Annotated in this window: 18 protein-coding genes and 3 pseudogenes; 17 read left to right on the top strand and 4 right to left on the bottom strand. The window is 39.7% G+C overall.

What is annotated here, in order from left to right; genetic code table 11:
• Positions 1-129 precede the first annotated feature (129 nt).
• The 9 genes and pseudogenes from AB2N10_RS10395 to AB2N10_RS10355 all read left to right on the top strand — a co-directional run bounded on the left by AB2N10_RS10395 (position 130) and on the right by AB2N10_RS10355 (position 7,261).
• Positions 130-1,749: a response regulator gene (locus AB2N10_RS10395; protein ID WP_354623506.1), complete on the top strand. Its 1,620-nt coding sequence runs from the start codon at positions 130-132 to the stop codon at positions 1,747-1,749.
• Between the two features lie 32 nt (positions 1,750-1,781).
• Positions 1,782-2,321 carry a GspH/FimT family protein gene (locus AB2N10_RS10390; RefSeq protein WP_354623504.1) on the top strand — a complete coding sequence of 180 codons (540 nt, stop codon included), beginning with the start codon at positions 1,782-1,784 and terminating at the stop codon, positions 2,319-2,321.
• Entirely contained in the window at positions 2,315-2,929 is a 615-nt protein-coding gene (locus AB2N10_RS10385; protein WP_354623503.1) for a prepilin-type N-terminal cleavage/methylation domain-containing protein, read from the top strand. Before AB2N10_RS10390 ends, AB2N10_RS10385 begins: the two co-directional genes overlap by 7 nt.
• Before the next feature lie 238 nt (positions 2,930-3,167).
• The gene (locus AB2N10_RS10380) at positions 3,168-3,644 is read left to right on the top strand and encodes an FxsA family protein (protein ID WP_354623502.1); all 477 of its coding nucleotides are present in this window, start codon (positions 3,168-3,170) and stop codon (positions 3,642-3,644) included.
• A gap of 159 nt (positions 3,645-3,803) precedes the next feature.
• Positions 3,804-4,055 (top strand): DUF1107 domain-containing protein, encoded by a 252-nt coding sequence (locus AB2N10_RS10375; protein ID WP_354623501.1) that lies wholly within the window; start codon positions 3,804-3,806, stop codon positions 4,053-4,055.
• A 141-nt stretch (positions 4,056-4,196) separates the two neighbouring features.
• Positions 4,197-4,487 carry a co-chaperone GroES gene (locus AB2N10_RS10370; protein ID WP_354623500.1) on the top strand — a complete coding sequence of 97 codons (291 nt, stop codon included), beginning with the start codon at positions 4,197-4,199 and terminating at the stop codon, positions 4,485-4,487.
• 82 nt (positions 4,488-4,569) lie between these two features.
• Positions 4,570-6,206 (top strand): annotated as a pseudogene (gene groL / locus AB2N10_RS10365) (chaperonin GroEL).
• 490 nt (positions 6,207-6,696) lie between these two features.
• Positions 6,697-6,978, top strand: coding sequence for a type II toxin-antitoxin system ParD family antitoxin (locus tag AB2N10_RS10360; protein WP_369433813.1), 282 nt, complete (start codon positions 6,697-6,699; stop codon positions 6,976-6,978).
• Complete coding sequence (locus AB2N10_RS10355; protein WP_354623497.1) at positions 6,971-7,261, top strand: type II toxin-antitoxin system RelE/ParE family toxin; 291 nt, start codon at positions 6,971-6,973, stop codon at positions 7,259-7,261. Before AB2N10_RS10360 ends, AB2N10_RS10355 begins: the two co-directional genes overlap by 8 nt.
• Positions 7,262-7,418: 157 nt before the next feature.
• Here the strand turns inward: AB2N10_RS10355 and AB2N10_RS10350 are convergent, their stop codons facing one another.
• On the bottom strand, positions 7,419-7,769 hold the full coding sequence (locus tag AB2N10_RS10350) for a DMT family protein (RefSeq protein ID WP_369433812.1): 351 nt from the start codon (positions 7,767-7,769) through the stop codon (positions 7,419-7,421).
• A gap of 665 nt (positions 7,770-8,434) precedes the next feature.
• Between AB2N10_RS10350 and AB2N10_RS10345 the strand changes: the two are divergent.
• Positions 8,435-9,945, top strand: a pseudogene (locus AB2N10_RS10345) (AbgT family transporter).
• A 119-nt stretch (positions 9,946-10,064) separates the two neighbouring features.
• Here the strand turns inward: AB2N10_RS10345 and AB2N10_RS10340 are convergent.
• Entirely contained in the window at positions 10,065-10,874 is an 810-nt protein-coding gene (locus AB2N10_RS10340) for a PhzF family phenazine biosynthesis protein (protein WP_369433811.1), read from the bottom strand.
• 331 nt (positions 10,875-11,205) lie between these two features.
• Here AB2N10_RS10340 and AB2N10_RS10335 point away from each other — a divergent pair, with 331 nt between their 5' ends.
• Entirely contained in the window at positions 11,206-11,718 is a 513-nt protein-coding gene (locus AB2N10_RS10335) for an Sbal_3080 family lipoprotein (RefSeq protein ID WP_354623494.1), read from the top strand.
• 63 nt (positions 11,719-11,781) lie between these two features.
• Here the strand turns inward: AB2N10_RS10335 and AB2N10_RS10330 are convergent, their stop codons facing one another.
• Entirely contained in the window at positions 11,782-12,822 is a 1,041-nt protein-coding gene (locus tag AB2N10_RS10330) for an IS481 family transposase (protein ID WP_354623493.1), read from the bottom strand.
• Positions 12,823-13,015: 193 nt separating this feature from the next.
• The gene (locus AB2N10_RS10325; protein ID WP_354623492.1) at positions 13,016-13,960 is read right to left on the bottom strand and encodes a LysR family transcriptional regulator; all 945 of its coding nucleotides are present in this window, start codon (positions 13,958-13,960) and stop codon (positions 13,016-13,018) included.
• Between the two features lie 165 nt (positions 13,961-14,125).
• Between AB2N10_RS10325 and purE the strand changes: the two genes are divergently transcribed.
• The 6 genes and pseudogenes from purE (at position 14,126) to AB2N10_RS10295 (ending at position 22,497) form a co-directional block, all read left to right on the top strand.
• Positions 14,126-14,605, top strand: coding sequence for a 5-(carboxyamino)imidazole ribonucleotide mutase (gene purE / locus AB2N10_RS10320; RefSeq protein WP_354623491.1), 480 nt, complete (start codon positions 14,126-14,128; stop codon positions 14,603-14,605).
• Positions 14,605-15,711, top strand: coding sequence for a 5-(carboxyamino)imidazole ribonucleotide synthase (locus AB2N10_RS10315; RefSeq protein ID WP_369433810.1), 1,107 nt, complete (start codon positions 14,605-14,607; stop codon positions 15,709-15,711). Before purE ends, AB2N10_RS10315 begins: the two co-directional genes overlap by 1 nt.
• 33 nt (positions 15,712-15,744) lie before the next feature.
• Positions 15,745-17,407 (top strand): annotated as a pseudogene (locus AB2N10_RS10310) (SulP family inorganic anion transporter).
• Between the two features lie 302 nt (positions 17,408-17,709).
• A complete protein-coding gene (locus AB2N10_RS10305) occupies positions 17,710-18,525 on the top strand; it encodes a hypothetical protein (protein WP_369433809.1) in 816 nt (271 codons plus the stop codon).
• 44 nt (positions 18,526-18,569) lie between these two features.
• On the top strand, positions 18,570-21,695 hold the full coding sequence (locus AB2N10_RS10300) for an NAD-glutamate dehydrogenase (RefSeq protein ID WP_369433808.1): 3,126 nt from the start codon (positions 18,570-18,572) through the stop codon (positions 21,693-21,695).
• Entirely contained in the window at positions 21,682-22,497 is an 816-nt protein-coding gene (locus tag AB2N10_RS10295; RefSeq protein ID WP_369433807.1) for a hypothetical protein, read from the top strand. Before AB2N10_RS10300 ends, AB2N10_RS10295 begins: the two co-directional genes overlap by 14 nt.
• Positions 22,498-22,501: the final 4 nt, after the last annotated feature.

Below are 22,501 nucleotides of genomic sequence, written 5' to 3'. Positions count from 1 at the left end.
TGAGAGAGCAAAGCATATGATTGAGTCATAGTCGACTATTACGATTGAATGCAACGCACCTATTTATTATTTTAAGCAACAAGATAGATCAGATACTTATGTAGATATGTATTACATAGCTAGGGAATTATGGCCTTACCCAGTAATTTTTTTGCAACACAATCTGTATTAGTTGTTGATGACATCGATACAATCCGAAATGCTGTTAAAGGGATGTTGCAAATGTTTGGCTGTCGCGATGTTGCCCTTGCGAGTAATGGTGACCGAGCGCTTGAGTTGTGTGAGTTGAAAGCATTTGATTTTATTTTATGCGATTTTAACTTAGGAAAAGGTAAGGATGGTTACCAGTTATTTGAAGAGTTAAAATTACGTTTTCTACTAAAAACGAATGCGGTATTTATTTTAATTAGCGCTGAAATGACGCAGCAAGTTGTGCATGGTTTGGTAGAACTTCAGCCCGATGATTATCTATTAAAACCCTTCTCCTATAAAACCCTTGAAACCCGTTTAGTCAGAGCCTTAGAGAAACGTATTGCTCTAGGGGGAATTTATGATGCTCTGGCGAATAAAGATTACACTAAAGCGTTGTCGGAATGCGCTAAAGCCAGTAAAGAGAGCAATAAATATACGCTAATGGTTACTCGTTTGAAAGGGGAAGTGTTACTACATTTGCAACATCCGCAATTAGCTTTGGATCTCTATGATGTCATTCTGCAACATAGAGATTTTTCTTGGGCTAGGCTGGGTAAGGCGATCGCCTATTACCATTTAAATGATTACAGTCGTGCTGAAAAGCTGCTATATGCATTATGTGATTTAAATGAAACACGCATCGAAGCACTGAACTGGTTATCTAGTATTTATGCGCAGAGGCAACGCTTTGCCGATGCGAAAAAACTATTAGTGGAATCGCTTAAACTCTCCCCAAAAAACATATCTAGGCAACGAGCTTTAGCTAACATCGCCTTATTAGAAGGTGATAACGAAACCGCCGCGCGTTGTTTTAAGGTGATATTAAGTAATTCCCACTTTTCGGTACATGAACATATTGTTAACAGTTTTAATTATATTCATTGCCTATTAGATCAAGCGAAAACAGGTAATGAGCTGCAACAGGCAAAAACGTTTTCACAGGTACAAGTTATTTTAAAAAATGCTTCTCAACGTTTTGATAAAAAACAATTTTGCGAGTTAGAGAAAATAGCTGCAGCGCGTATGCGGATAGTGAAAGGCGCATTAAAAGAGGCCTATCGATTACTCAATGATTGTGACATCGATGTTATCGTAGAGAGTGGGCGAGACACTGTTTTAGCACTAGCTAAAACGTGGCTTGAGCTAGGAGAACATAGAAAACATCATGAAATAATGGCGCTTATTTCACTACCAGAGGAGAGCAATAACATCGAAGTGATGAGCTATTTATTACTTATCAATAAGAGTAAGAAAGAGAGCAATGAGTTAATTAGAAAACTATTGGAGTTGAATGAAAAGGGTATTAATTTATATCGCAATGGTCTATACCCCGCCGCTACCGCAACGTTTCTGGATGCGCATAAAATTATGCCTAACAATATACAGCTGTCACTCAACTTAGCACAATCACTGGTTAAAGGCTGGCCCACTAATGAGCCATTTTCGTTGAAAAAAAATATAGCAAAACAATGTGTTAATGTTATTGAAGCTGCGGAACTTGATGAGGTTTCGATGCAGCGGTATCGCTGTTTTGAATCCGCACTTAAGGCGCTTTAAGTTGTTTTAATCATAAATTTCAGGAGTACAGGGTGGTTAGAAAAGGTGCTTATTATAGCCGAGGTTTGACACTCATCGAATTACTGATCACCTTGGTTATATTAGCCATTCTCATTTCTACTGTTAGAGCAAGTTATTACGCTCTTTTTGCCCACCAAGCTTTAATACAACGCGCCGAAAAACTACATCGTATATTAAGTTTAACTAGCTCGCAGGCGATCCGAAAAAACAGTGTGGTATATGCTCATTTTTGTCCGATGCAGGTTAGCGGTGCATGGCAGGTCATCACAACGGATGTCGATAACTGCGATTGCATCAATATTAACAGTTGCTTGTTCGATGGTTTACTCGTGAGTGAGCAAATAAGTGATGGCAACAAGGTCTCAACTTCTGCCGCAGACATCAATTTTTCTAGCCAACAAGCCTCCTATGGAGCGATGCGATTTAATGTTAATACGGGCAGTGTGAAATTTTCCACTCCCGATGGGGCACAGTTAAAAGTTATTCAATCCACAATGCGATTAAGAATATGTTCTCCTAATGAAGCACTGTTAGGGTATAAAAAATGTTAAAAGGTAAGTGCGGCTTTTCATTAGTTGAACTATTAATCGCTTTGTTATTGGGTTCACTGTTATTGACAATGATCATTAGTTTATATCTGTTTAGCGTTTCAGCGGGGGCTAAAAGTTTAAAACAGTCTCGTTTACGTACTGATTTACAATCACTCATCGCCGTGATGGAAAATGATATTCGCCGCGCAGGTTATGGGGGACGTGACTACTTGGTGGGTAGTGGGGCTGTAAAAACGGTCGATACGATCCATGGCGTAAGTGAAAATTGTATCATCTATTATTATAACCAAGATCATTCAGAGTCCCTTATTCACAGTAATAAAATGGCATTTAGGTTTGATGCTGATAATCAGCGAATCCAATTTGGTCGAGGGGTCGCCCCATTGGCGGCAGATTGTTATAACAGTGGTAACGGACATTGGGAAGCCATGACGGATAATAAATTCATAAAAATCACCAAGTTGGTTTTTACTGAAAGCGAAGTCTCGAGTGCGTCAGCGACGCTGCGTAGCGTATTTATCGAGTTATCTGGAGAGCTTAGCGCTGATAGTCAATACAAACATTTTATCAAGACGAAAGTGCAAGTTCGTAATTTAGAATACAAGTAAATTCAATATTCACTATGTTAATTAAGTACGCTTTACTATAGTCTTAATAACCATGCTACTTCAAGATGCAAAGTCAGCAAGCAAAAGCGTACCGAGATGCGAGGCTTCAAATAGAAGTATAGTTATTCTACCTAGAGATTTTATAACATCGCCGACTGCTACTCTTGTTATTGCCCTAACGCCTGACAAAGCATACTGAGGTAACTGGTTATATTTTCTACCAAAAATAGGAATGAATATGTTTGCTCGATTATTTTTACTTTTTACTGCCGTTTCCCTACTAGAAATTTTTGTCCTGGTTAAGGTTGGTAGTGCTTTAGGTGCTTGGCCAACGGTGTTATTGGTTATTATTACCGCATTAGTTGGGTCTGCCTTAGTGCGCAGTCAAGGTCTACAACTTATCCAAGATTTACAACAACGCGTTGCACGTGGCGAGATGCCGGGGCAACAGATGGTTGAAGGGCTAATGCTATTTGCCTCTGGAATTTTATTGGTCACGCCTGGTTTTGTTACTGATACCTGTGGTTTGCTACTTTTACAGCCATCCATTAGGAAAAGCATCGCACGAATGGTTTTGGCAAATATAAAATTAAATCCAAACGTGACGATGGGAGGTGCATTTCAACAGGGGGGAGCCCACTCACCTTTTTCTACTAAAAAAATGTCGGATGATGTCATTGAAGGAGAATTCGAACGTAAAGATGACAAAGAGTAAATTTTTAAATTGCGGTCACATATCTCTCTTTTTTTATTTGATAAATCTCATTTGCAACGGCATTGTATAGAAAGTCTATATATTTCATTGTTTTGTCATATATGGCGAGTACGTTAATGCGCCTAAAGTGATTTACAAAAAACAAAAGGGTCAACTGTTGTGAGTATAAAGAATTCAATTACATTAAGAGTTTTTAAAAAATATCAACCTCGTCAAATAGCTAAGTTTGTCAAAGCCTTTTTTAACGGACGTATTTTTATTGTTGGCTTGGGGCGGTTTCGTGTTATCAAAGGAAAATTGGTCGCATATCGTCATCAACAAAGCGACAAAAGCATATTGATTGCAGTAAGTGAAATTAATCGAATTATTAATGAACTCGCATCGCCGAAGATAAAGTCACCATCTACTTAACCTTGTTTAATCAAATTTTAATAGCCTATATGAATATATAGGCTTTTTTTTTTGCAAAAAAATACACTTTTGCACTTGAAAGTTTTACTCCCCCTCCCCATATCGCTTGTACATCCAAACGTCAATTTAGAAGGAAAAACCATGACTATTCGTCCATTACATGATCGTGTTATTTTAAAACGTACCGAGCAAGAAACTAAATCTGCAGGTGGCATCGTGTTAACGGGAAGCGCTGCGGAAAAGTCTACTCGCGGTGAAGTGCTTGCTGTTGGTAAAGGCCGCCTACTAGATAGCGGTGAGGTAAAGCCACTTGATGTAAAAGTGGGAGATATTGTTATTTTTAGTGAAGGTTACGGTCTGAAAACTGAGAAGATTGAAGGCCAAGAAGTGCTTATATTAAGTGAAAGTGACATTCTTGCTGTTGTTGAATAATTCGCTATTTTAATTGTACTTTACTTTTTCGTCGTAAAGTAATGTCAGTATCTTAAAATCGTAAAGAATAAAGGAAAATAAAATGTCTGCAAAAGAAGTTAAATTTAGTAACGATGCGCGTATTAAAATGTTAGCCGGTGTTGATGTCCTAGCTAATGCAGTTAAAGTAACATTAGGTCCTAAAGGCCGTAATGTAGTTATCGATAAAAGCTTTGGCGCTCCACAAATTACTAAAGATGGCGTAACTGTTGCGAAAGAGATTGAACTTGAAGATAAGTTTGAAAACATGGGCGCACAAATGGTTAAAGAAGTTGCTTCACAAACCAATGATGCAGCTGGTGACGGAACAACGACCGCAACCGTATTAGCGCAAGCGATTATTAAAGAAGGCTTAAAAGCAGTCGCTGCGGGTATGAACCAATGGATCTTAAACGTGGTATTGATAAAACCGTTAAGTCTGCCGTTGCTGAATTGAAAAAATTATCAACCCCTTGTGCCGATTCAAAAGCGATCACACAAGTAGGTACTATCTCTGCAAACTCAGATAGTGAAATTGGTGAAATTATCGCATCTGCAATGCAGAAAGTCGGTAATGAAGGCGTTATTACCGTTGAAGAAGGGCAAGGCCTAGAAACAGAATTAGACGTAGTAGAAGGTATGCAGTTTGATCGCGGTTACCTATCGCCATACTTCATCACTAATCAAGAAGCGGGCACCATTGAGCTTGATAATCCATACATTCTATTAGTTGATAAAAAAATCGGTAACATTCGTGAATTATTACCAACCTTAGAAGCTGTTGCTAAAGCGTCAAAACCACTATTAATTATCGCAGAAGATGTTGAAGGCGAAGCATTAGCAACGCTAGTTGTGAATAACATGCGTGGCATAGTGAAAGTAGCAGCGGTTAAAGCGCCTGGTTTCGGTGACCGTCGTAAAGCAATGTTACAAGATATTGCGATTTTGACAGCGGGTACGGTTATCTCTGAAGAGATCGGTTTAGATCTTGAAAAGATCCAACTAGAAGATTTAGGTCAAGCAAAACGTATCGTTATCAATAAAGATGAAACCACAATTATTGATGGTGTTGGTGCACAAGATGCGATTCAAGCTCGTGTTGCGCAAATCAAACAACAAATCGAAGCCTCTTCATCTGATTACGATAAAGAGAAGCTACAAGAGCGTAGTGCAAAACTTGCAGGTGGTGTTGCTGTTATTAAAGTAGGCGCATCGACTGAAGTTGAGATGAAAGAGAAGAAAGACCGCGTTGATGATGCACTACATGCGACACGCGCAGCAGTTGAAGAAGGTGTTGTTGCCGGTGGTGGTGTTGCACTTGTGCGTGTTGCTGCATTATTAAAAGACCTAAAAGGTGATAATGATGAGCAAAATGTGGGTATTCGTGTTGCACTACGTGCAATGGAAGCACCACTGCGTCAAATTGTTGCTAACTGTGGCGAAGAAGCCTCTGTGGTTGCTAACAAAGTGAAAGAAGGGTCTGGTAACTTTGGTTATAACGCAACAACTAGTGAATATGGCGATATGTTAGAAATGGGTATCATTGACCCAACTAAAGTAACCCGTAGCGCATTACAATTTGCCGCATCGGTTGCCGGATTAATGATCACGACAGAGTGTATGATCACAGACCTACCAACGAAAGCAGAGCCTGCAATGCCTGATATGGGCGGAATGGGTGGTATGGGCGGTATGATGTAGTAAAACACACTCTAGATAGCTTTCTTTAAAAGCCATAACATGTTGATGTTATGGCTTTTTTGTTTCTTAGGTTTGATGAAGCTTTATCATTTTAGGGGTATAAAGTGGGGTACCAATAAAGCCTCCCATATGGATACTCTCTTAAAAGCAACGTGGTAATACCAATTCCGATAAATAGCTGATCTATTTTACTGGTTAAAACAACTTACTGCTGCGTTGTAATTTTCGCAAAGGGAATAACCATTTACGTTAAATTACGCCTTGAATTAAGCTGTTTTTCCTGCGCAAAATTTAGATCACATACTTACCGGAATTGGTATAAGTCATAAATGGGATGCATGATATGGGTTTGGGTTGGTTTAATGCCTCAATAACCTGAACATCTAATATCCACATTATCTTCTTTAATTTTGATACTAAAATTTCTCAAACTTGAATTATGTGTATATCATGCGCATAATATGATAAATGAATGATTGGAGTGCTAATTATGAATATTACTTTAGGTAAAGAATTCGAGCGAAGAATTACTGAAAAGGTATCTGATGGTTTATATACTTCTGCAAGTGAAGTGATCCGTGATGGTTTGAGGCTATTATTTGAGAAAGACGTTGCTAAAAACCAGCAACTAGAAATATTACGCGAAGAAGTCGCTAAAGGATTCGAACAGCTAGCTGCTGGCGAATCGTCAAAGCACAGTGTAATGGAAATATTTGAACAAGCTTCTCTTTCAGTCGCTAACAAGTCAGCGAGCGATAATACTAATGCCTAGCTATAGGTTATCTCCTTTAGCTGAAAAAGATTTATTCAAAATAATTTCAACAACGATTGAATCTTGGGGAAGTACACAGGCAAAAGTGTATGCTCAAACTATCGATGCAGCCTTATTGAAGTTAGCTCAATACCCTGACTTCGGCAGGGAAAGAAATGATGTTTATGTTGGTGCTAAAAGTTTTCCCGTAGAAAAGCATATTGTCTTTTATCAGATTAGTGATAATGGCATCGAAGTGGCTCGTCTTCTTCATCAGCGTATGGATCCCTCAAAACATTTCTAGCCGTATTTGGGTAAGCTTTATTAAGGTAAATGATAGTCATGCCTGAAAACCATATTAATAAACTTGCCCAAATAGATGCTCGTCTTCAAGTAATAAATGAAGAGAGACTTACGTTACTTAATGAGAAACGCCAATTGAGAACACCTATTTCGCAGTGTTAGGAAAATTTGCTGCGGAATGCAAAGTACACAGCGCCAACCAAACAAAAACCAGCCCATAAATAATCTAATTTTAGAGGCTCTCTAAGATAGAAAACCGAAAATGGCACGAATACCATTAACGTAATGACTTCTTGAAGAATTTTTAGTTGGCCAACATTAAGAGCGGTATAACCTATCCTATTCGCAGGAACTTGTAGCATATACTCAAAAAGAGCTATTCCCCAACTAACTAGAGCAGCTATTACCCACGGTTTATTATTAAGTTCTTTTAAATGTGCATACCATGCAAAAGTCATAAAAACATTACTACAAACAAGCAGTGAAATACTGATTACTATCGGATTCATTAAATATCAAACTCATACAATAGCCCACCATTTTTAAAAGTGATGAGCGGTGCCGAAAATCGGCACATTCTACTGCTGGTGTTGTAAAGCGTAAATATCTATTTGCGTAAAACCCAAAAGACTAGCTAAGGGTGTAATCAGGGATATAAATGACTCTTAGTCTATTAAAAACAGATCTTTTGATAATGAAGAATCAACAAATTAGCTTTAATTGCAGTCGCTCTGACGGTAAAAATACTAAAGCGTTCACAGACGTGTCTAAGATTTTCTACCCGCTAACGAGTACGGTTAACAATTTGGGACAGGCAAACCTTTTATTAATGTAAATCAATAAAATATTTGGATGTCCGCGATTTCTACTCAGGTGATATATCTTTTTGTGTCGCTTCCATTAACTTTCTGTATTATGTGAAGCGCTGATTTAATCGAAACAGCATCGAATGATAATTGGGGCAGTAAAAATGATAATCCCATCAATTATGTGAGGGCAAAGCGGCTTATATTTAAAAAGTTGAGTGATAAGCCGTAATAATAATTTCCTTGTAGAGGAATATTCAAACAATTCAACTTTCTAGCTAAAAACAGGAGTTTTAATGAGTAACCAAGCGATCAATGGAGATGTGCAAACTTCATTAGAAGGAAATGCACAAACTACATCCAAAGGAATGGATCGTTTTTTAAATTTTATCGAAAGAACAGGTAATAAAGTACCTGATCCAGCACTTCTTTTTTTCTGGGGGCTACTGCTAGTATGGGGGCTATCTGCGTTATTTTCGCAATTTTCCTTTGGTCTAGTACATCCTGTAACAGAAGCAAGTATTGAAGTTAATAACCAATTAACCGGAGATTCTTTAGCAAGTTTTTTAGCTAATATGGTAACAACCTTCACAGGTTTTGCTCCGTTAGGCATTGTACTGGTCGCTATGTTAGGTGTCGGTGTTGCTGATTCTTCTGGCTTTATTAATACAGCGCTTAAAAACATGTTGCGCTTTACCCCTGCTAAACTATTAACACCGATGTTAATTTTAGTGGCGATTGTTTCGCATACTGCTGCCGATGCAGGTTACGTACTGGTTATTCCATTAGGGGCAATTATTTTCCAGGCGGCAGGTCGTCATCCTCTAGTGGGTATCGCAGCTGCTTTCGCGGGGGTATCAGGTGGTTTCTCTGCTAACTTTATCCCATCAGGTATTGACCCGTTAATTGCTGGTTTTACACAATCGGCAGCACAAGTATTTGATTCTGATTACATTGTTAATCCGTTATCAAATATTTACTTTACCGGGTTATCTTCAATCCTAATTGTAGCTGTGGGTTGGTGGGTAACGGATAAAGTGATTGAACCTCGTTTGAGTAAAATTAAAATCGATGATGATGCTGAAGAGAGTGAAAAATTAGGAGTTATTACTGAGCTTGAAGGACGTGCATTCAAGTTCGCTCTGTTTACTATGTTAGCGGGTATTGCGGTATTAATCGCACTGTTAATTCCTGAAAACTCAGCACTTCGCTCTCCTACTGGAGAGTTAACAGCATTTGATGCGCCGATTATGCAATCTATCGTGCCACTTATCTTTATTATCTTTATTATCCCTGGCGTTGTATATGGGCGTATGGTGGGTAAATTTAAAACCAATGATGACGTCATTAAATCAATGTCATTTACCATGGGTACAATGGGCAGTTACATCGTCATGTCATTTTTCTGTGCACAGTTCCAGTGGCGTTTAGCCAATCTAATATCGGTGTTGTTTTGGCGCTTTACGGTGCTCAATTCTTGCAATTCTTAGATTTACCTGGACAATTTACGATTGTTGGCATGATCCTGTTAACGGCATTTATAAATTTACTTGTTGGCTCAGCATCAGCCAAATGGGCATTAATTGGTCCAATTTTAGTGCCAATGTTAATGGCGGTGAATATCTCTCCTGAGCTATCGCAAGCGGCTTACCGTGTTGGTGATTCTGTTTCTAATATCATCTCTCCATTAATGGTATTCTTCCCTCTGGTTGTTGTTTACTGTCAACGCTATGTTAAAAGCACTGGTATCGGTACATTAGCGTCAATGATGATGCCATATTCCATTGCAATGTTAATTGGTTGGACATTATTCTTATTGGCTTACTGGGCATTAGGTATTCCACTGGGTATTCAAGCTTCTTACACTTACCCCTTATAAGTAATGCCGTGTGGTTAAGCTTATTTTAGGCTTATATCTTAGTGCCAATTGAGGACATCCAGATGTCCTGACTTTTGGCGCTAACTTTTTAATTTACGTTCGTATCACCTATTTATGGGTTATATGATTGGTACTTGTATCGTTCCTTTGATTACCGTTACTGCAGAGCCCACCAACTTTGTGCGTCCATTGGGTAAAAGTTCGGTAGCGACATATCCACCACGGGTTGATGCTTGAAACCCCTTTAGTTGTATTTTTCCTAATTTCTCCGACCAATAAACGGTCAAAGCACAATGTGCCGATCCTGTTACAGGGTCTTCATTTACACCAACCCAAGGAGCAAAGTACCTTGAGAGAAAGTCTAAATTATCACTTTCTGAGCGTGTTGTAACCAGAACACCACGACCATTAAGTTGTTTTAAAGCATCAAAATTAGGCTGAAGATTACGTAAGGTTTTTTCACTATCAACTTCAATCAAAAACTTTGAATCAAAGTGACCAAAGGATATGATTTTACTCTTTTCGATACCTAGATAATCAAGTAACTCAGGCGGTTGAGTCACATCAAAGTTGATTATCGGTGATGGGAAGTCAAGTTCGATTGTCGCTTCGTTTATGAGTGCTGTTAATGTACCAGATGCTGTTTCAAAATTGATTTGATCGCCTTGTTTAAGTAGCCCTCGTTCGGTGAGTACATGGGCAACAGCAAGTGTTCCATGGCCACATAATTTTACTTCTGCCTTGGGAGTGAACCACCTTAAGGTCATATCCGAAAGTGATAAAAATGCAGTTTCAGATACCGCCATTTCTTCAGCAATGGAAAGCATTAAGCGTTCAGCTATACCATTCTTCGTTATACAAACCCCAGCAGGGTTTCCTTTGAATGCTTCAGTTGTAAACGAATCAACTTGATAGATCTCTAAGTCCATGAATATTCCCTATACCCCTGTTATCTCAGATGCTTTGTCTGGCGTACTTTTTGTTGTTAATTTTGTCTTTTATTAACTGGACTAACAATTTGGGACAGCCAAACCTTTTTATTAATGTAAATCAATAAAATATTTGCATGTTCGCGATTTCCAATATCATCAACCATTGAATAATGGGAAACCCCATATATTGCTTTTTGTTACCTGATATTTGTATACGAGTAATATTAAACTTATCATCAAATATTCAAGTTATTATCATAACTGCTTAACATGGATACGCAACTATATCGTTTGCGTATAGCTATATTTAATTTAAAGGGATGTTTACGTGAGAAATATAATACTCGGTTTGGTTTTAGTCGCTGTAACGGGATGTTCAAGCAATGGTCTAACAACGTTGAAGCAAATGGATCCAAATTTTGAAAAAGAAATAGTTATGACAAACGATCCAAAGCAAACCGCAAAAGTTAGGAGTATTGTTACTAATTGGATGGTTGATAATGGTTATAACGTATCTAAGGAAACGGCAAGCCCAAATGCAGCGTTAAATGATAATCAAGTGATGTTTGAATTTAATGCTAATTGGTGGTGGGATATGGCAACGTACATGCGTTACGTAAACTTAGATGTTACTGATAGTAAAGGAGAGAAGGTGGCTGAGCTTGACTTCGATTCAGTTAGGTATGGCGGAATGGATAAATTTGGAAATGCAGAAGAAAGATTAAATCTAATTATGGCGGTTTTTTTTCAGAAGATATCAGTACAAGATGCTGAACGTCAATTAGAGCATGGAAAAGATAGAACTAATCAATCAGCACCCACCTGCGCTTACGATTGTTAGCAAAGAGTGTAGTAGCTCAGACTTAATCTGACAGTTACCCATTTTGTAATGGTGACTGTTAGTTTAGATTTGAGCTAAATTCTTTTCTGCCCAAATCGATTTACCATCAATTAATGTTTCAAGTGGTGTTCGTCCACAACACATTTTACCTTGATGGGTACGTTCATTGTTATAGTAATTGATCCATTCGTCTAGATCTTTTTGCAGCTCCTCCAAACTGCTATACAGTTTTTTCCTAAAAGTAATTTGATAAAACTCGTTCAATATCGTCTTATGGAAGCGCTCACAGATACCATTAGTCTGCGGAGACATCGCTTTCGTTTTAGTATGATCGATATCGTTAATAGCAAGATAGAGCTGATAATCATGCTGCTCAACTCTTCCACAGTATTCAGTACCTCTGTCAGTTAAAATCCGTAGCATAGGAAGCTCATACTGCTCAAAATACGGTAATACTTTGTCGTTAAGTATATCGGCAGCTGTAATTGGGGTTTTGGTGGTATAGAGCTTGGCGAAGGCTACTTTGCTATAGGTATCAACAAAAGTCTGCTGATAAATACGACCAACACCTTTCATATTGCCGACATAAAAGGTGTCTTGAGAGCCTAAATAACCTGGATGTACCGTTTCTATCTCACCACACGCCTCATCATCATGCTTTTTCTTTTCTAGTGCTGCGACCTGTGCTTCCGTTAGAATAATGCCGTCGTTAGCGACTTTTTCTTCAAGTGCTTTTAAGCGTTTTTTGAAATTTTCAAGGTTATTCCGCAACCAAATAGAGCGAACACCACTACCGGATACAAATACACCTTGTTTGCGTAATTCATTGCTTGTACGGTGTTGGCCGTGAGCTGGTTGTTCAATGGCATACTTAATAACAGCTTGTTCTGTTGCTTCATCAACACGATTTTTAAGATTGGGTGCTCGTCTGGTTTTGTTGATCAGAGCATCAACACCACCTTCCTCCACAAGCTCTTGATAACGATAAAATGTATCTCGTGATACACCCATGACTTTACAAGCTCTAGATACGTTGCCTAATTCTTCTGCTAAATTAAGTAAACCTGCTTTGTGTTTAATGATTGGATTGTTAGTATGAAACATGAGAGTTACCTTTTGTTGTTTTGAAATAAAGATTCGACACCTTTATCAAAACGGGTAACTCTCAACTTTTCAAGTCGAAATGTCAGATCTAGTCTGAACTAATACAAAAGAGGGTTAAAAACTTTAACATCTGTAATTTTTTCGCTGTAAGGAGTAGGCTTCGCTAGGGCAGTCAAACCTTATAGCGCTCACCTTACTCCAACCCATTCTTATCAAGTTCATCTTGTAGCAACTTGCGACCATTAGCCTCAATATGCTGTAAAAATGCCGAGGCGATTAAGGTGGGGCGTTTCGCTGCTGACCACATAAAAAACCAGTGTGAATCTATCGGTAGCTCTTTGATAGGTAGACGTACTAAGCCGCTTTGACCACCATAGGTGAGGGTGTGAGCCGAAATAATCGACACCCCCAATTTAGACATGACCGCATGTTTAATCGCCTCGTTGCTTTCTATGGTCATCTTTATGTTGGCTTGTAACTTATGTTTTTTAAAAAAACGTTCAATCGCGTAACGGGTGCCCGAACCCTTTTCACGCATTAGAAAAGGCGTTTTACATAGGTCATCAAGGGTAATTATTTTTTGTTTTACCAGTGGGTGGTCTTGATGCGCTATGGCGACTAAGGGATTGTCGAGAAATTCTATGCTGTTGGCCTCGATATCTTGAGGGGGGTGGCTAAAGACATAAAAATCATCCACCCCCTGTTTCATTCGTTCAATGGTTTGCTCGCGATTGCCGATTTTCAGTTGGATATCGATATTTGGAAACGCTTCACAAAAGGGGCCTAAAAGGTGCGGAATAAAATATTTGGATGTGGTTACAACGGCCAAGCGTAGGGTACCCGATTTGAATTCGCGGAGATTGCCTAGGGTCATATCTAGGCGAGCAAAGCTATCAAGCACTTCGACTGCGGTTTTCACTAGCTCTAAGCCGATATCCGTAAAAACCAATTGCCTATTGATATATTGATACAAAGGCTCACCAATCGCTTCGGTGAGTTTGCGCATTTGAATTGATACTGTCGGTTGAGTTAAAAAAAGCTCCTTGGCCGCTTCATTAATACTGCCTTTATCATGCACAGCCAATAGTATTTCTAGTTGCCGCATTGTACCTACATGGGCATGCAGTCGTGATTGCATTCGAAATCCTTCACGGTATAAGAATAAATGTACATAGATATTAGTCTATATATGGATTAGATAATATCTATTTTTATCTATGGCTTGTTGTTGTCATACTCACTCCGTCCAAGGAAAACTATATTAATTTGCACTTTTTAGTGAATCAATTACGGAGTAAAAACAATGCCTACACATAAAGTCGCTATCATAATGGGTTCTCAATCAGACTGGCCTGTGATGCGTCACGCCACCACCTTGCTTGAAGCGTTTGCTATTCCCTTTGAAGCGATGGTGGTCTCCGCGCATCGTACCCCACAACGGTTATATGAATTTGCGCAAACAGCGGAGAATAATTACAGCGTGATTATTGCTGGCGCAGGTGGTGCTGCTCATCTTCCAGGCATGACTGCGGCGTTAACCTGTGTCCCTGTGATTGGCGTTCCTGTACAAAGTAAAGCACTCAAGGGGATGGACAGTTTATTATCCATTGTGCAAATGCCTAAGGGCGTTGCGGTTGCAACGCAAGCAATTGGTGAAGCGGGGGCCTTTAATGCGGGCTTGTTAGCCGCTCAACTGCTTTCAATTGGAGACCCTGACTTACAACATAAAGTGAAAGCATGGCGTGAACAGCAAACAGAAAGTGTTACGTGGGAGGTTGAATAATGCGTATTGCCATTGTTGGCTGTGGGCAGTTATCACGTATGATGGCGCTTGCGGGTTTACCATTGGGGATTAAATTTAGCTTTATTCATGATGATCTTAGCCAAAGCCTTTCTTGTGTCGAGGGGCTTGGGGTGGTCAAAGAATTGCCAGCGGCAACAAAAGGGAGTGATGGTTATGATAGACAGAAAATCGAGCAACTATATAAAGCGTTAGGTGAGCCTGATTGTATTAGCGTTGAAAAAGAACAAGTTGACCCCGCGCTATTACAAGCCTTGGCAGAATTTTGTCCTATTTATCCGGGTATTGCCGCGATAAAGGCGTGTCAACACAGAGCTAAAGAGAAACAGCTATTAGCGGATTTGGCTATTCCAACCTCGCCATTTTTTTATAATAGCCGTGTCTTAGAGGCGGGGCAGGTTTTAGGTTATCCGGTCATGGTTAAATCATGTCGCGAAGGCTACGACGGTAAAAACCAATGGCTTATCAAAAATGAGGATGAGGCAAATGCATTCGATAAGCTCACTATTGAAGACTATATTATCGAGGCATTTGTTGCATTTGATAAAGAGATCTCCCTGCTTTCTGTGCGCAGTCAAAGTGGGCAGATTAAGCACTATTCGTTAACCGATAATGAACATGAACGAGGCATGTTAAAACGATCCTATGCGCCAGCAATGGATATTTCCAATGCCATGGAGCAACAGGCACAGCAGTATATGGAAATGCTACTGAATAAATTGGATTATGTTGGGGTGATGGCTATTGAGTTTTTTGTTGTTGGCGATAAGTTAATGGTTAATGAATTAGCGCCCAGAGTTCACAATAGCGGTCATTGGACGCAGTTGGGTACTCTTACTTGCCAATTTGAAAATCATATCCGAGCATTAGCTGGGTTGAGCCTTGGCAGCACTCAGCAAATAGGGGCTGCGGGAATGGTTAACCTTATCGGTACGGCAAAGCCTCCCTTTGATGCATTAACTGAAAACGCCAAATTGTATTGGTATAACAAAACCGTGAAAGCCAATAGAAAGTTAGGTCATGTTAATTTCATTGCAGAAAATCAGGCGATAGTTAAGCAACAAATTGCACAATTTGAATGTTGTTAAAAAATTCACAACAGACTTTCTACAGGAGTGACCGTGGTGCTTGGACATCGTTTTGATAATATTAATGTGAAAGGGGATCTCTTCGCTGGCGTCACAACCGCTATCATCTCTTTACCCTTGGCGCTTGCCTTTGGTGTTGCCTCTGGCGCTGGTGCGGAGGCTGGGTTGTGGGGGGCGATTCTGGTTGGTTTTTTTGCTGCTCTTTTTGGTGGCTCAACGAGCCTTATTTCAGAGCCTACTGGCCCAATGACGGTTATTATGACGGCCGTTTTGACCAGTATGATGGCTAAATATCCAGAATCGGGCATGGCAATGTCTTTTACCGTGGTGATGATGGCGGGGGCTTTTCAGATATTGCTCGGCACGCTTAAACTCGGTAAGTATGTAACGTTGATGCCATATAGCGTTGTTTCGGGATTTATGTCTGGTATCGGTGTGATTTTAATTATTCTGCAATTATCGCCATTGCTTGGACATTCGGCGCCAGCAGGAGGAGTATTAGGGACGCTTTCTGCGTTACCGCAGACGTTATCAGAGATAAAATTTAGTGAACTTTTCCTTGGTGTTATTACTTTACTATTACTATTTTATTTCCCTAAAAAATATCGAAAATTTGTTCCCGCGCAACTGGTCACTTTAGTTGCTGTTACATTTTTGTCGGTGATATTATTTGATAAAGAGAGTATCCGTCGTATTGGCGAAATACCTGCTGGATTACCTTCCTTGGTATTGCCATCTTTTAATGCTGATATGTTTACTACCATGGTACTCGATGCGTTAGTACTGGGGACTTTAGGTTGTATTGATACCCTGTTAACAGCTGTCATTGGTGATTCCTTAACGCGTAAAGAGCATGACTCTGATAAAGAGTTGCGTGGCCAAGGTTTGGCAAACATGATTTCTGGTTTATTTGGCGCACTACCGGGGGCTGGGGCAACCATGGGCACGGTCACCAACATACAGGTTGGGGGGCGTTTCCATTTCAGGTATGTTGCGCGCCCTTGTGCTGGCGCTGGTTGTGCTCGTTGCGGGTGGGCTAACCGAACCCATACCCATGGCGGTGCTGGCCGGGATTGCTGTTTATGTTGGTTTTAATATTTTAGATTGGAGCTTTATTCAGCGAGCTCACAAGGTTAGCCTGCCTGCGATGATGATAATGTATGGCGTGATGCTACTGACCGTCTTTGTTGATTTGATGGTCGCAGTGGGGTTAGGGGTCTTTATTTCCAATATTTTGATTATTGAAAAGCTCAGTAAAGAGCAAGAACGGCAAGTTAAAGCGATCAGTGATGCCGATCAAACCGATTTACCTTTAACCGTTAGCGAACGATTACTTTTAGATAAAGCGGATGGCAAAGTGCTGTTTTTTTACTTATCAGGGCCAATGATATTTAGTGTATCAAAAGCAATATCACGACAACATGCAACCATTGACGACTATCAAGTGATGATTTTAGATTTAACCGATGTACCGATGATTGATGTGACGGTTGGCTTGGCACTAGAAAATGCGATAAAAGATGCACTAGAGGCAAAATGTGAGGTGTTATTATTATGCCCTCATATACAAACGCGCGACCAATTAGAAAAATTGAATGTCTTGGATTTAATTGCCAAGAGTAATAATTACAGTTCACGTGAGCTAGCCTTGCAAGCCGCACTTACTCATGTTGATGGTGTGACAAGGACACGCTAATCGCATTTTATGAAGCGCGTAAAGGGAGCTTTTACGCGCTTTTATCATTGTCCCCATTGTGAACACTAATACCCATCCTATATTTATATTCCTGCCACTTTAAAATGCAAAGTCAGCAAGAAAAAGAGTGCCGAGATGCTCGGGGCTATTTCTTTCAGGGGCATTTTTGCACTGCTCTTTTTTACTCACATTTCGAAGCAAATCAAATATTTACTATAAAGTAATTTTTATTGCGTGGGTTGCATGGTTAATTCTTTATTGTGCTCTAGTCTTACAAAAGAGCATTTATGTAATGGGGGGCAATGATGACTTCTTCAAAATTAGATCAAAAAAGCGATATATTAAAACAGATTTTTACGCATTTAAAAACGCACTTCTCTGCGGCGACACAAAAGGTATTAGAGCAATTTATCAGCCGACTTTATCGTGATGTAACCATTGCCGATTTAACGCAAATGTCACCAGAAGATCTCACAGGGCTGACCGTCTCTTTGTGGCGTGAATGTCAGCAATGGTCTGGAGATAATGCCAAGGTACTGGTATTTAATCCTGATGTTGAAAAAGATGAATGGCAATCCTCGCATACTGTTATTAGTGTGTTGTGCCGTAATATTCCCTTCGTGATTGATACATTAAAACTCATTATTAACGAGCAAAATATTAAAGTTCATCGTGTTTTTCATAGCGAAATGACCACCAGTAGAACGAAAACGGGTAAATTATCCTCTTTTAATGGCAAGGAAAAGGGGGAGTTATTACTCTATTTAGAGATAGACCAAACAAGTTCAAAAGTGGAACGAGATCAGTTAACGGCTAAGATCCAACTCGCTATGCAAGATGTTGTTTTAGTTGTTGATGACTTCTCTAGATTAACGCAAACATTAAAGGATGCGGTGCAGGTTAGTTGTACGGATAAATATAATAAACAGATCCCTGACTTAAAAGAGCAGCAAACTTTTTTATCTTGGTTGTTAAATGATCACTTTACCTTTATCGCTTGTGACCAATTTGTAATAGAAAAAGGGCAACTTATTTCTTCTCAGGAGAGTCGTTTAGGGCTACTTAAACGTGTAGGTTTTATGGCGGAACTCTCCAATTCGAAGCCTTTGATGTGTTAAATCGTCCCTCTTTGTTGCATTTTAGCAAGGCCTCTCAGCGGGCGATGGTCCATCGGGCGGCCTATCCCGATGTGATTTATGTTAAACGTTTCGATGAACAGGGGCAGTTAATTGCTGGTTATCGTTTTATTGGTTTATATACTTCATCCGTATATCGTGAAACGCCATCCTTGATCCCTGTCGTTTCTAGTAAGTTAAAGCATATATTAGAAAAATCAGGTTACAGTCCAGGTGGCCATTATTACAAAGAGTTATCGCAAATTATTTCCACTCATCCAGCAGAAGATCTGCTACTGTGTGATACGCAATCCCTATTAGAAAATGCTTTAGTGGTTTTACATGCGCAAGAGCGTAAACAGTTGAAGCTATTTTTGCGCAGCGAAGGTAATCACCTCTTTGTTATTGCGACGCTCTATGTTCCTCGCGATGTTTATAACACTAAAATTCGATTGGCTTTTGAAGAGTTAATTTGCCGCACCTTAGATGTGATTGATAGTGATTTTCAAATCTATATGAGCGAGTCGAATTTAGCGCGTCTCCGTTTATTGTTGCGTTTAAAAGGACCATTGAAGCAAGAGTTAGAGGTGCAAGCGATAGAAGATCGTATGTGCCAGTTAACTAAGCCTTGGGATTATCAATTACATGAGTCTTTAGTTGACCACTTTAGTGAAGAGCAGGGGATAAAGCTTGCCAAAAAGTATCAGTCAGCCTTTTCAAGTAGTTATCAATATGTCTTTAGTAGCCGTATTGCAGTGACTGATATTGAACGAATTGAGTCATTGTATGCAGATAAAACACGCTCAATGGCATTGCGTTTTTACCGCTCTATTGAAGTTAATGAGAGTGAATTAAAATTAAAACTATTCCATCAAGATGGTGCATTATTGCTTTCGGATCTTATCCCTGTCTTGGAAAACTTAGGCTTAAAAGTTGCTGAAGAGTATCCCTATAAAGTCGCTCCGGAGGGTGAAGAGTCGGTTTGGTTGTATGATTTAACGTTAAAATATTCGCTCGTTGATAATTTTGATCCCGAAGCATATCGAGATCTATTTTCCGATGCCTTTTTATCAATTTGGTATGGTCAGGCGGAGAGTGACTCTTTTAATAAACTCATTCTCAGTGCCGGACTTTCTTGGCGTGAAGTCAGTTTATTACGTGCCTATGCTAAATATTTAAAACAAATTCGTTTTGGTTTTAGCCATTTAGCGATTGCTAAAACACTGCTCGCCCATAGCCAATTAGTACAAGATATTATTCGTTTATTTAAGTTACGCTTTGATCCTGTGACAAGTTGCCATCTGGATAAGCAAGTTAAGTTGCAGGATAAGATTTTAACGGCCCTAAATGATGTCAGTAATCTCAATGAAGATCGCGTTTTACGTCAATATGTTGAGCTTATTATGGCAACATTGCGTAGCAACTACTTCCAACGAGATAGCGGTATTGATAAACCCTATATCAGCTTTAAATTTGACCATGACCAATTAACCGAACTGCCGCTTCCGCGCTTAAATTATGAGGTGTTTGTTTATTCACCTTGCTTTGAAGGGGTTCATCTGCGTGGTGGTAAGGTGGCTCGTGGTGGGTTACGTTGGTCTGACCGTGGTGAAGATTTTCGAACCGAGGTACTTGGCTTAGTAAAGGCGCAGCAAGTGAAAAACTCGGTGATTGTCCCGGTTGGTGCTAAGGGGGGCTTTGTTGCGAAAAAATTAAAAACGAATATGGACAGAGAAAGTTTTATGGCCGAAGGTATTCGTTGCTATCGAATGTTTGTCAGCGCGTTATTAGATATTACCGATAATCTTCAACAAGGTGAGGTCGTCCCGCCCGTCGATCTGCTTCGCTATGATGGCGATGATCCCTATCTTGTGGTAGCGGCAGATAAAGGTACGGCAACTTTTTCTGATATCGCGAATCAATTAGCACAGCAAAGAAATTTTTGGCTCGATGATGCCTTTGCCTCGGGAGGCAGTAATGGTTATGACCATAAAAAAATGGGAATTACCGCACGCGGGGCATGGAAAAGTGTGCAACGTCATTTCAGAGAACGCGGTGTTGATGTGCAGCAACAAGCCATTAGTGTGGTTGGTATTGGTGATATGGGAGGGGATGTTTTTGGTAATGGGATGCTCAGGTCAAAATATATTTCACTGATTGCCGCTTTTAACCATTTACATATATTTATTGATCCCAATCCGGTTGATTTAAAAGCTAACTTTGATGAAAGATTGCGTTTATTCAATACCCCGCGTAGTGCTTGGAGTGATTACAATGCGGCACTACTCTCTACGGGTGGTGGTGTCTATTTACGTAGCGCTAAAAGTATTAAAATTACACCTGAAATGGCAAAACGTTTTGATATTGATAAAAAACAAGTTTCCCCAACGGAGCTGATTGGTTTGTTATTAAAAGCACGCGTTGATCTTCTCTGGAATGGGGGAATCGGCACCTATGTTAAAAGTAGTGACGAAAGCCATGCTGATGTTGGCGATAAGGCTAACGATTGTTTACGTATTAATGGTAATCAACTGCGCTGTGCCGTAATTGGTGAAGGTGGAAATTTAGGTTTTACACAACGGGCACGAATTGAGTATGCCGGTATGGGGGGGCTCTGCTTTACTGACGCCATCGATAATGCTGCAGGCGTTAATTGTTCAGATTTAGAAGTTAATATTAAAATTCTGCTGGATAAGTTAGTTTCACAGGGGGATTTAACGGTTAAGCAGCGTAATCTTTGCTTAGGAAAAATGACCGATGATGTGGCGCATTTAGTGCTTTGCAATAATTATCGCCAAGCCCAGTGTGTTAGTTTGACGCATATTGGCAGCTATAAGCGTATGGAAGAGTTTCGTAATTTTATTAATGAATTGGAATCTAAGGGAAAATTAAACCGTGAGCTGGAGTTTATTCCCTCCGATGAAAAGCTATGTGAACGTAAAAGCGCACACCTTGGTTTGAGTCGCCCGACTATTTCGGTTGTGCTTGCCTATGCAAAAAATGAGATGAAACAGGAACTAGCAGATGCTCACATTGCCAGTGATCCTTATCTTATTGGTGAAGCAGAAAAAATATTTCCAGCATCCTTAGTTAAGCAATATCCCAATGAGATACAACAGCATCCATTAATCAATGAGATTGTTGCGACACAAGTGAGTAATGATTCTTTTTAATATAATGGGGCCAACCTTTGCGTATCGTATTATGTCTAGCTCGGGCTGTTCATTTTTAGACCTGAGTAAGGCGTGGATTGCTAGTCGGGATATTTTTGTACTTAACAATATTTTGCAGGAGATAGAAGCCTTAGATCATAAGGTTGATTGTGCCCTACAGAACGATATGATTTTTAAACTGCAAAGTATGATTTATCGCAGCACGCGTTGGTTGATACGTAATCATCGTGATGAATTAGAGACTGGTAAGTTAATACGTCAATATCAACAGCCCTTGCAATCGGTGGCGGCTAATATTGAAAAAGTCTTAATGGGCAATGTGGTTGATTATCGTATTGCTGCTATTAATCCTCTTTTAGAAGCTTCTGTTCCTGCTTCTTTGGCGGCAAAAATCTCCTGTACGGAGCAGTTTTATGCCTTATTGAGTGTGATTTCTGTGGCGCTAAAACTACAGGTTGATCCCCATTTAGCAGCTAGAGTCTATTTTTATGCATCTTACAAATTGAAGTTATTTGATATTGCTAAACAGCTCAATTTACTGCCCGTTGATAATAATTGGCAATCATTGGCTAAGGAGGCGATGTGTGATGACCTTGAATGGCAACAGCAACGTATTGCGAGGACGTTGTTGACGATGATGAAAGGGGAGGATGTTGAGCAAACCTTTAATGACTGGGAAACGCAGTATGAAAATCTGGCACAACGTTGGTATAAAATGGCAGATTCATTATTGGCGATTAAAGTGCCTGAGTTTAGTATGTGTCAGGTTGCACTGCGTGAATTATTAGACTTAAGTAAGTAGTGGC

Origin of the sequence: Psychromonas sp. MME1, from assembly GCF_041080865.1 — a bacterium.
Classification (GTDB): Bacteria; Pseudomonadota; Gammaproteobacteria; order Enterobacterales; family Psychromonadaceae; genus Psychromonas.
The sequence above is the reverse complement of the archived record's forward strand: the minus strand, read 5'-3'. Positions and strand labels throughout refer to the sequence as shown.

Excerpts from the sequence above, each read along its gene's own strand:
- AB2N10_RS10305 (WP_369433809.1), top strand. The coding sequence starts at position 17,710 with ATGATGACTTCTTCAAAATTAGATCAAAAAAGCGATATATTAAAACAG.
- AB2N10_RS10300 (WP_369433808.1), top strand. The coding sequence starts at position 18,570 with ATGGTCCATCGGGCGGCCTATCCCGATGTGATTTATGTTAAACGTTTC.
- AB2N10_RS10325 (WP_354623492.1), bottom strand. The coding sequence starts at position 13,960 with ATGCAATCACGACTGCATGCCCATGTAGGTACAATGCGGCAACTAGAA.
- AB2N10_RS10330 (WP_354623493.1), bottom strand. The coding sequence starts at position 12,822 with ATGTTTCATACTAACAATCCAATCATTAAACACAAAGCAGGTTTACTT.
- AB2N10_RS10355 (WP_354623497.1), top strand. The coding sequence starts at position 6,971 with ATGCCTAGCTATAGGTTATCTCCTTTAGCTGAAAAAGATTTATTCAAA.
- AB2N10_RS10315 (WP_369433810.1), top strand. The coding sequence starts at position 14,605 with ATGCGTATTGCCATTGTTGGCTGTGGGCAGTTATCACGTATGATGGCG.
- AB2N10_RS10295 (WP_369433807.1), top strand. The coding sequence starts at position 21,682 with ATGATTCTTTTTAATATAATGGGGCCAACCTTTGCGTATCGTATTATG.
- AB2N10_RS10370 (WP_354623500.1), top strand. The coding sequence starts at position 4,197 with ATGACTATTCGTCCATTACATGATCGTGTTATTTTAAAACGTACCGAG.
- AB2N10_RS10360 (WP_369433813.1), top strand. The coding sequence starts at position 6,697 with ATGAATATTACTTTAGGTAAAGAATTCGAGCGAAGAATTACTGAAAAG.
- purE (WP_354623491.1), top strand. The coding sequence starts at position 14,126 with ATGCCTACACATAAAGTCGCTATCATAATGGGTTCTCAATCAGACTGG.
- AB2N10_RS10385 (WP_354623503.1), top strand. The coding sequence starts at position 2,315 with ATGTTAAAAGGTAAGTGCGGCTTTTCATTAGTTGAACTATTAATCGCT.
- AB2N10_RS10395 (WP_354623506.1), top strand. The coding sequence starts at position 130 with ATGGCCTTACCCAGTAATTTTTTTGCAACACAATCTGTATTAGTTGTT.
- AB2N10_RS10340 (WP_369433811.1), bottom strand. The coding sequence starts at position 10,874 with ATGGACTTAGAGATCTATCAAGTTGATTCGTTTACAACTGAAGCATTC.
- AB2N10_RS10380 (WP_354623502.1), top strand. The coding sequence starts at position 3,168 with ATGTTTGCTCGATTATTTTTACTTTTTACTGCCGTTTCCCTACTAGAA.
- AB2N10_RS10350 (WP_369433812.1), bottom strand. The coding sequence starts at position 7,769 with ATGAATCCGATAGTAATCAGTATTTCACTGCTTGTTTGTAGTAATGTT.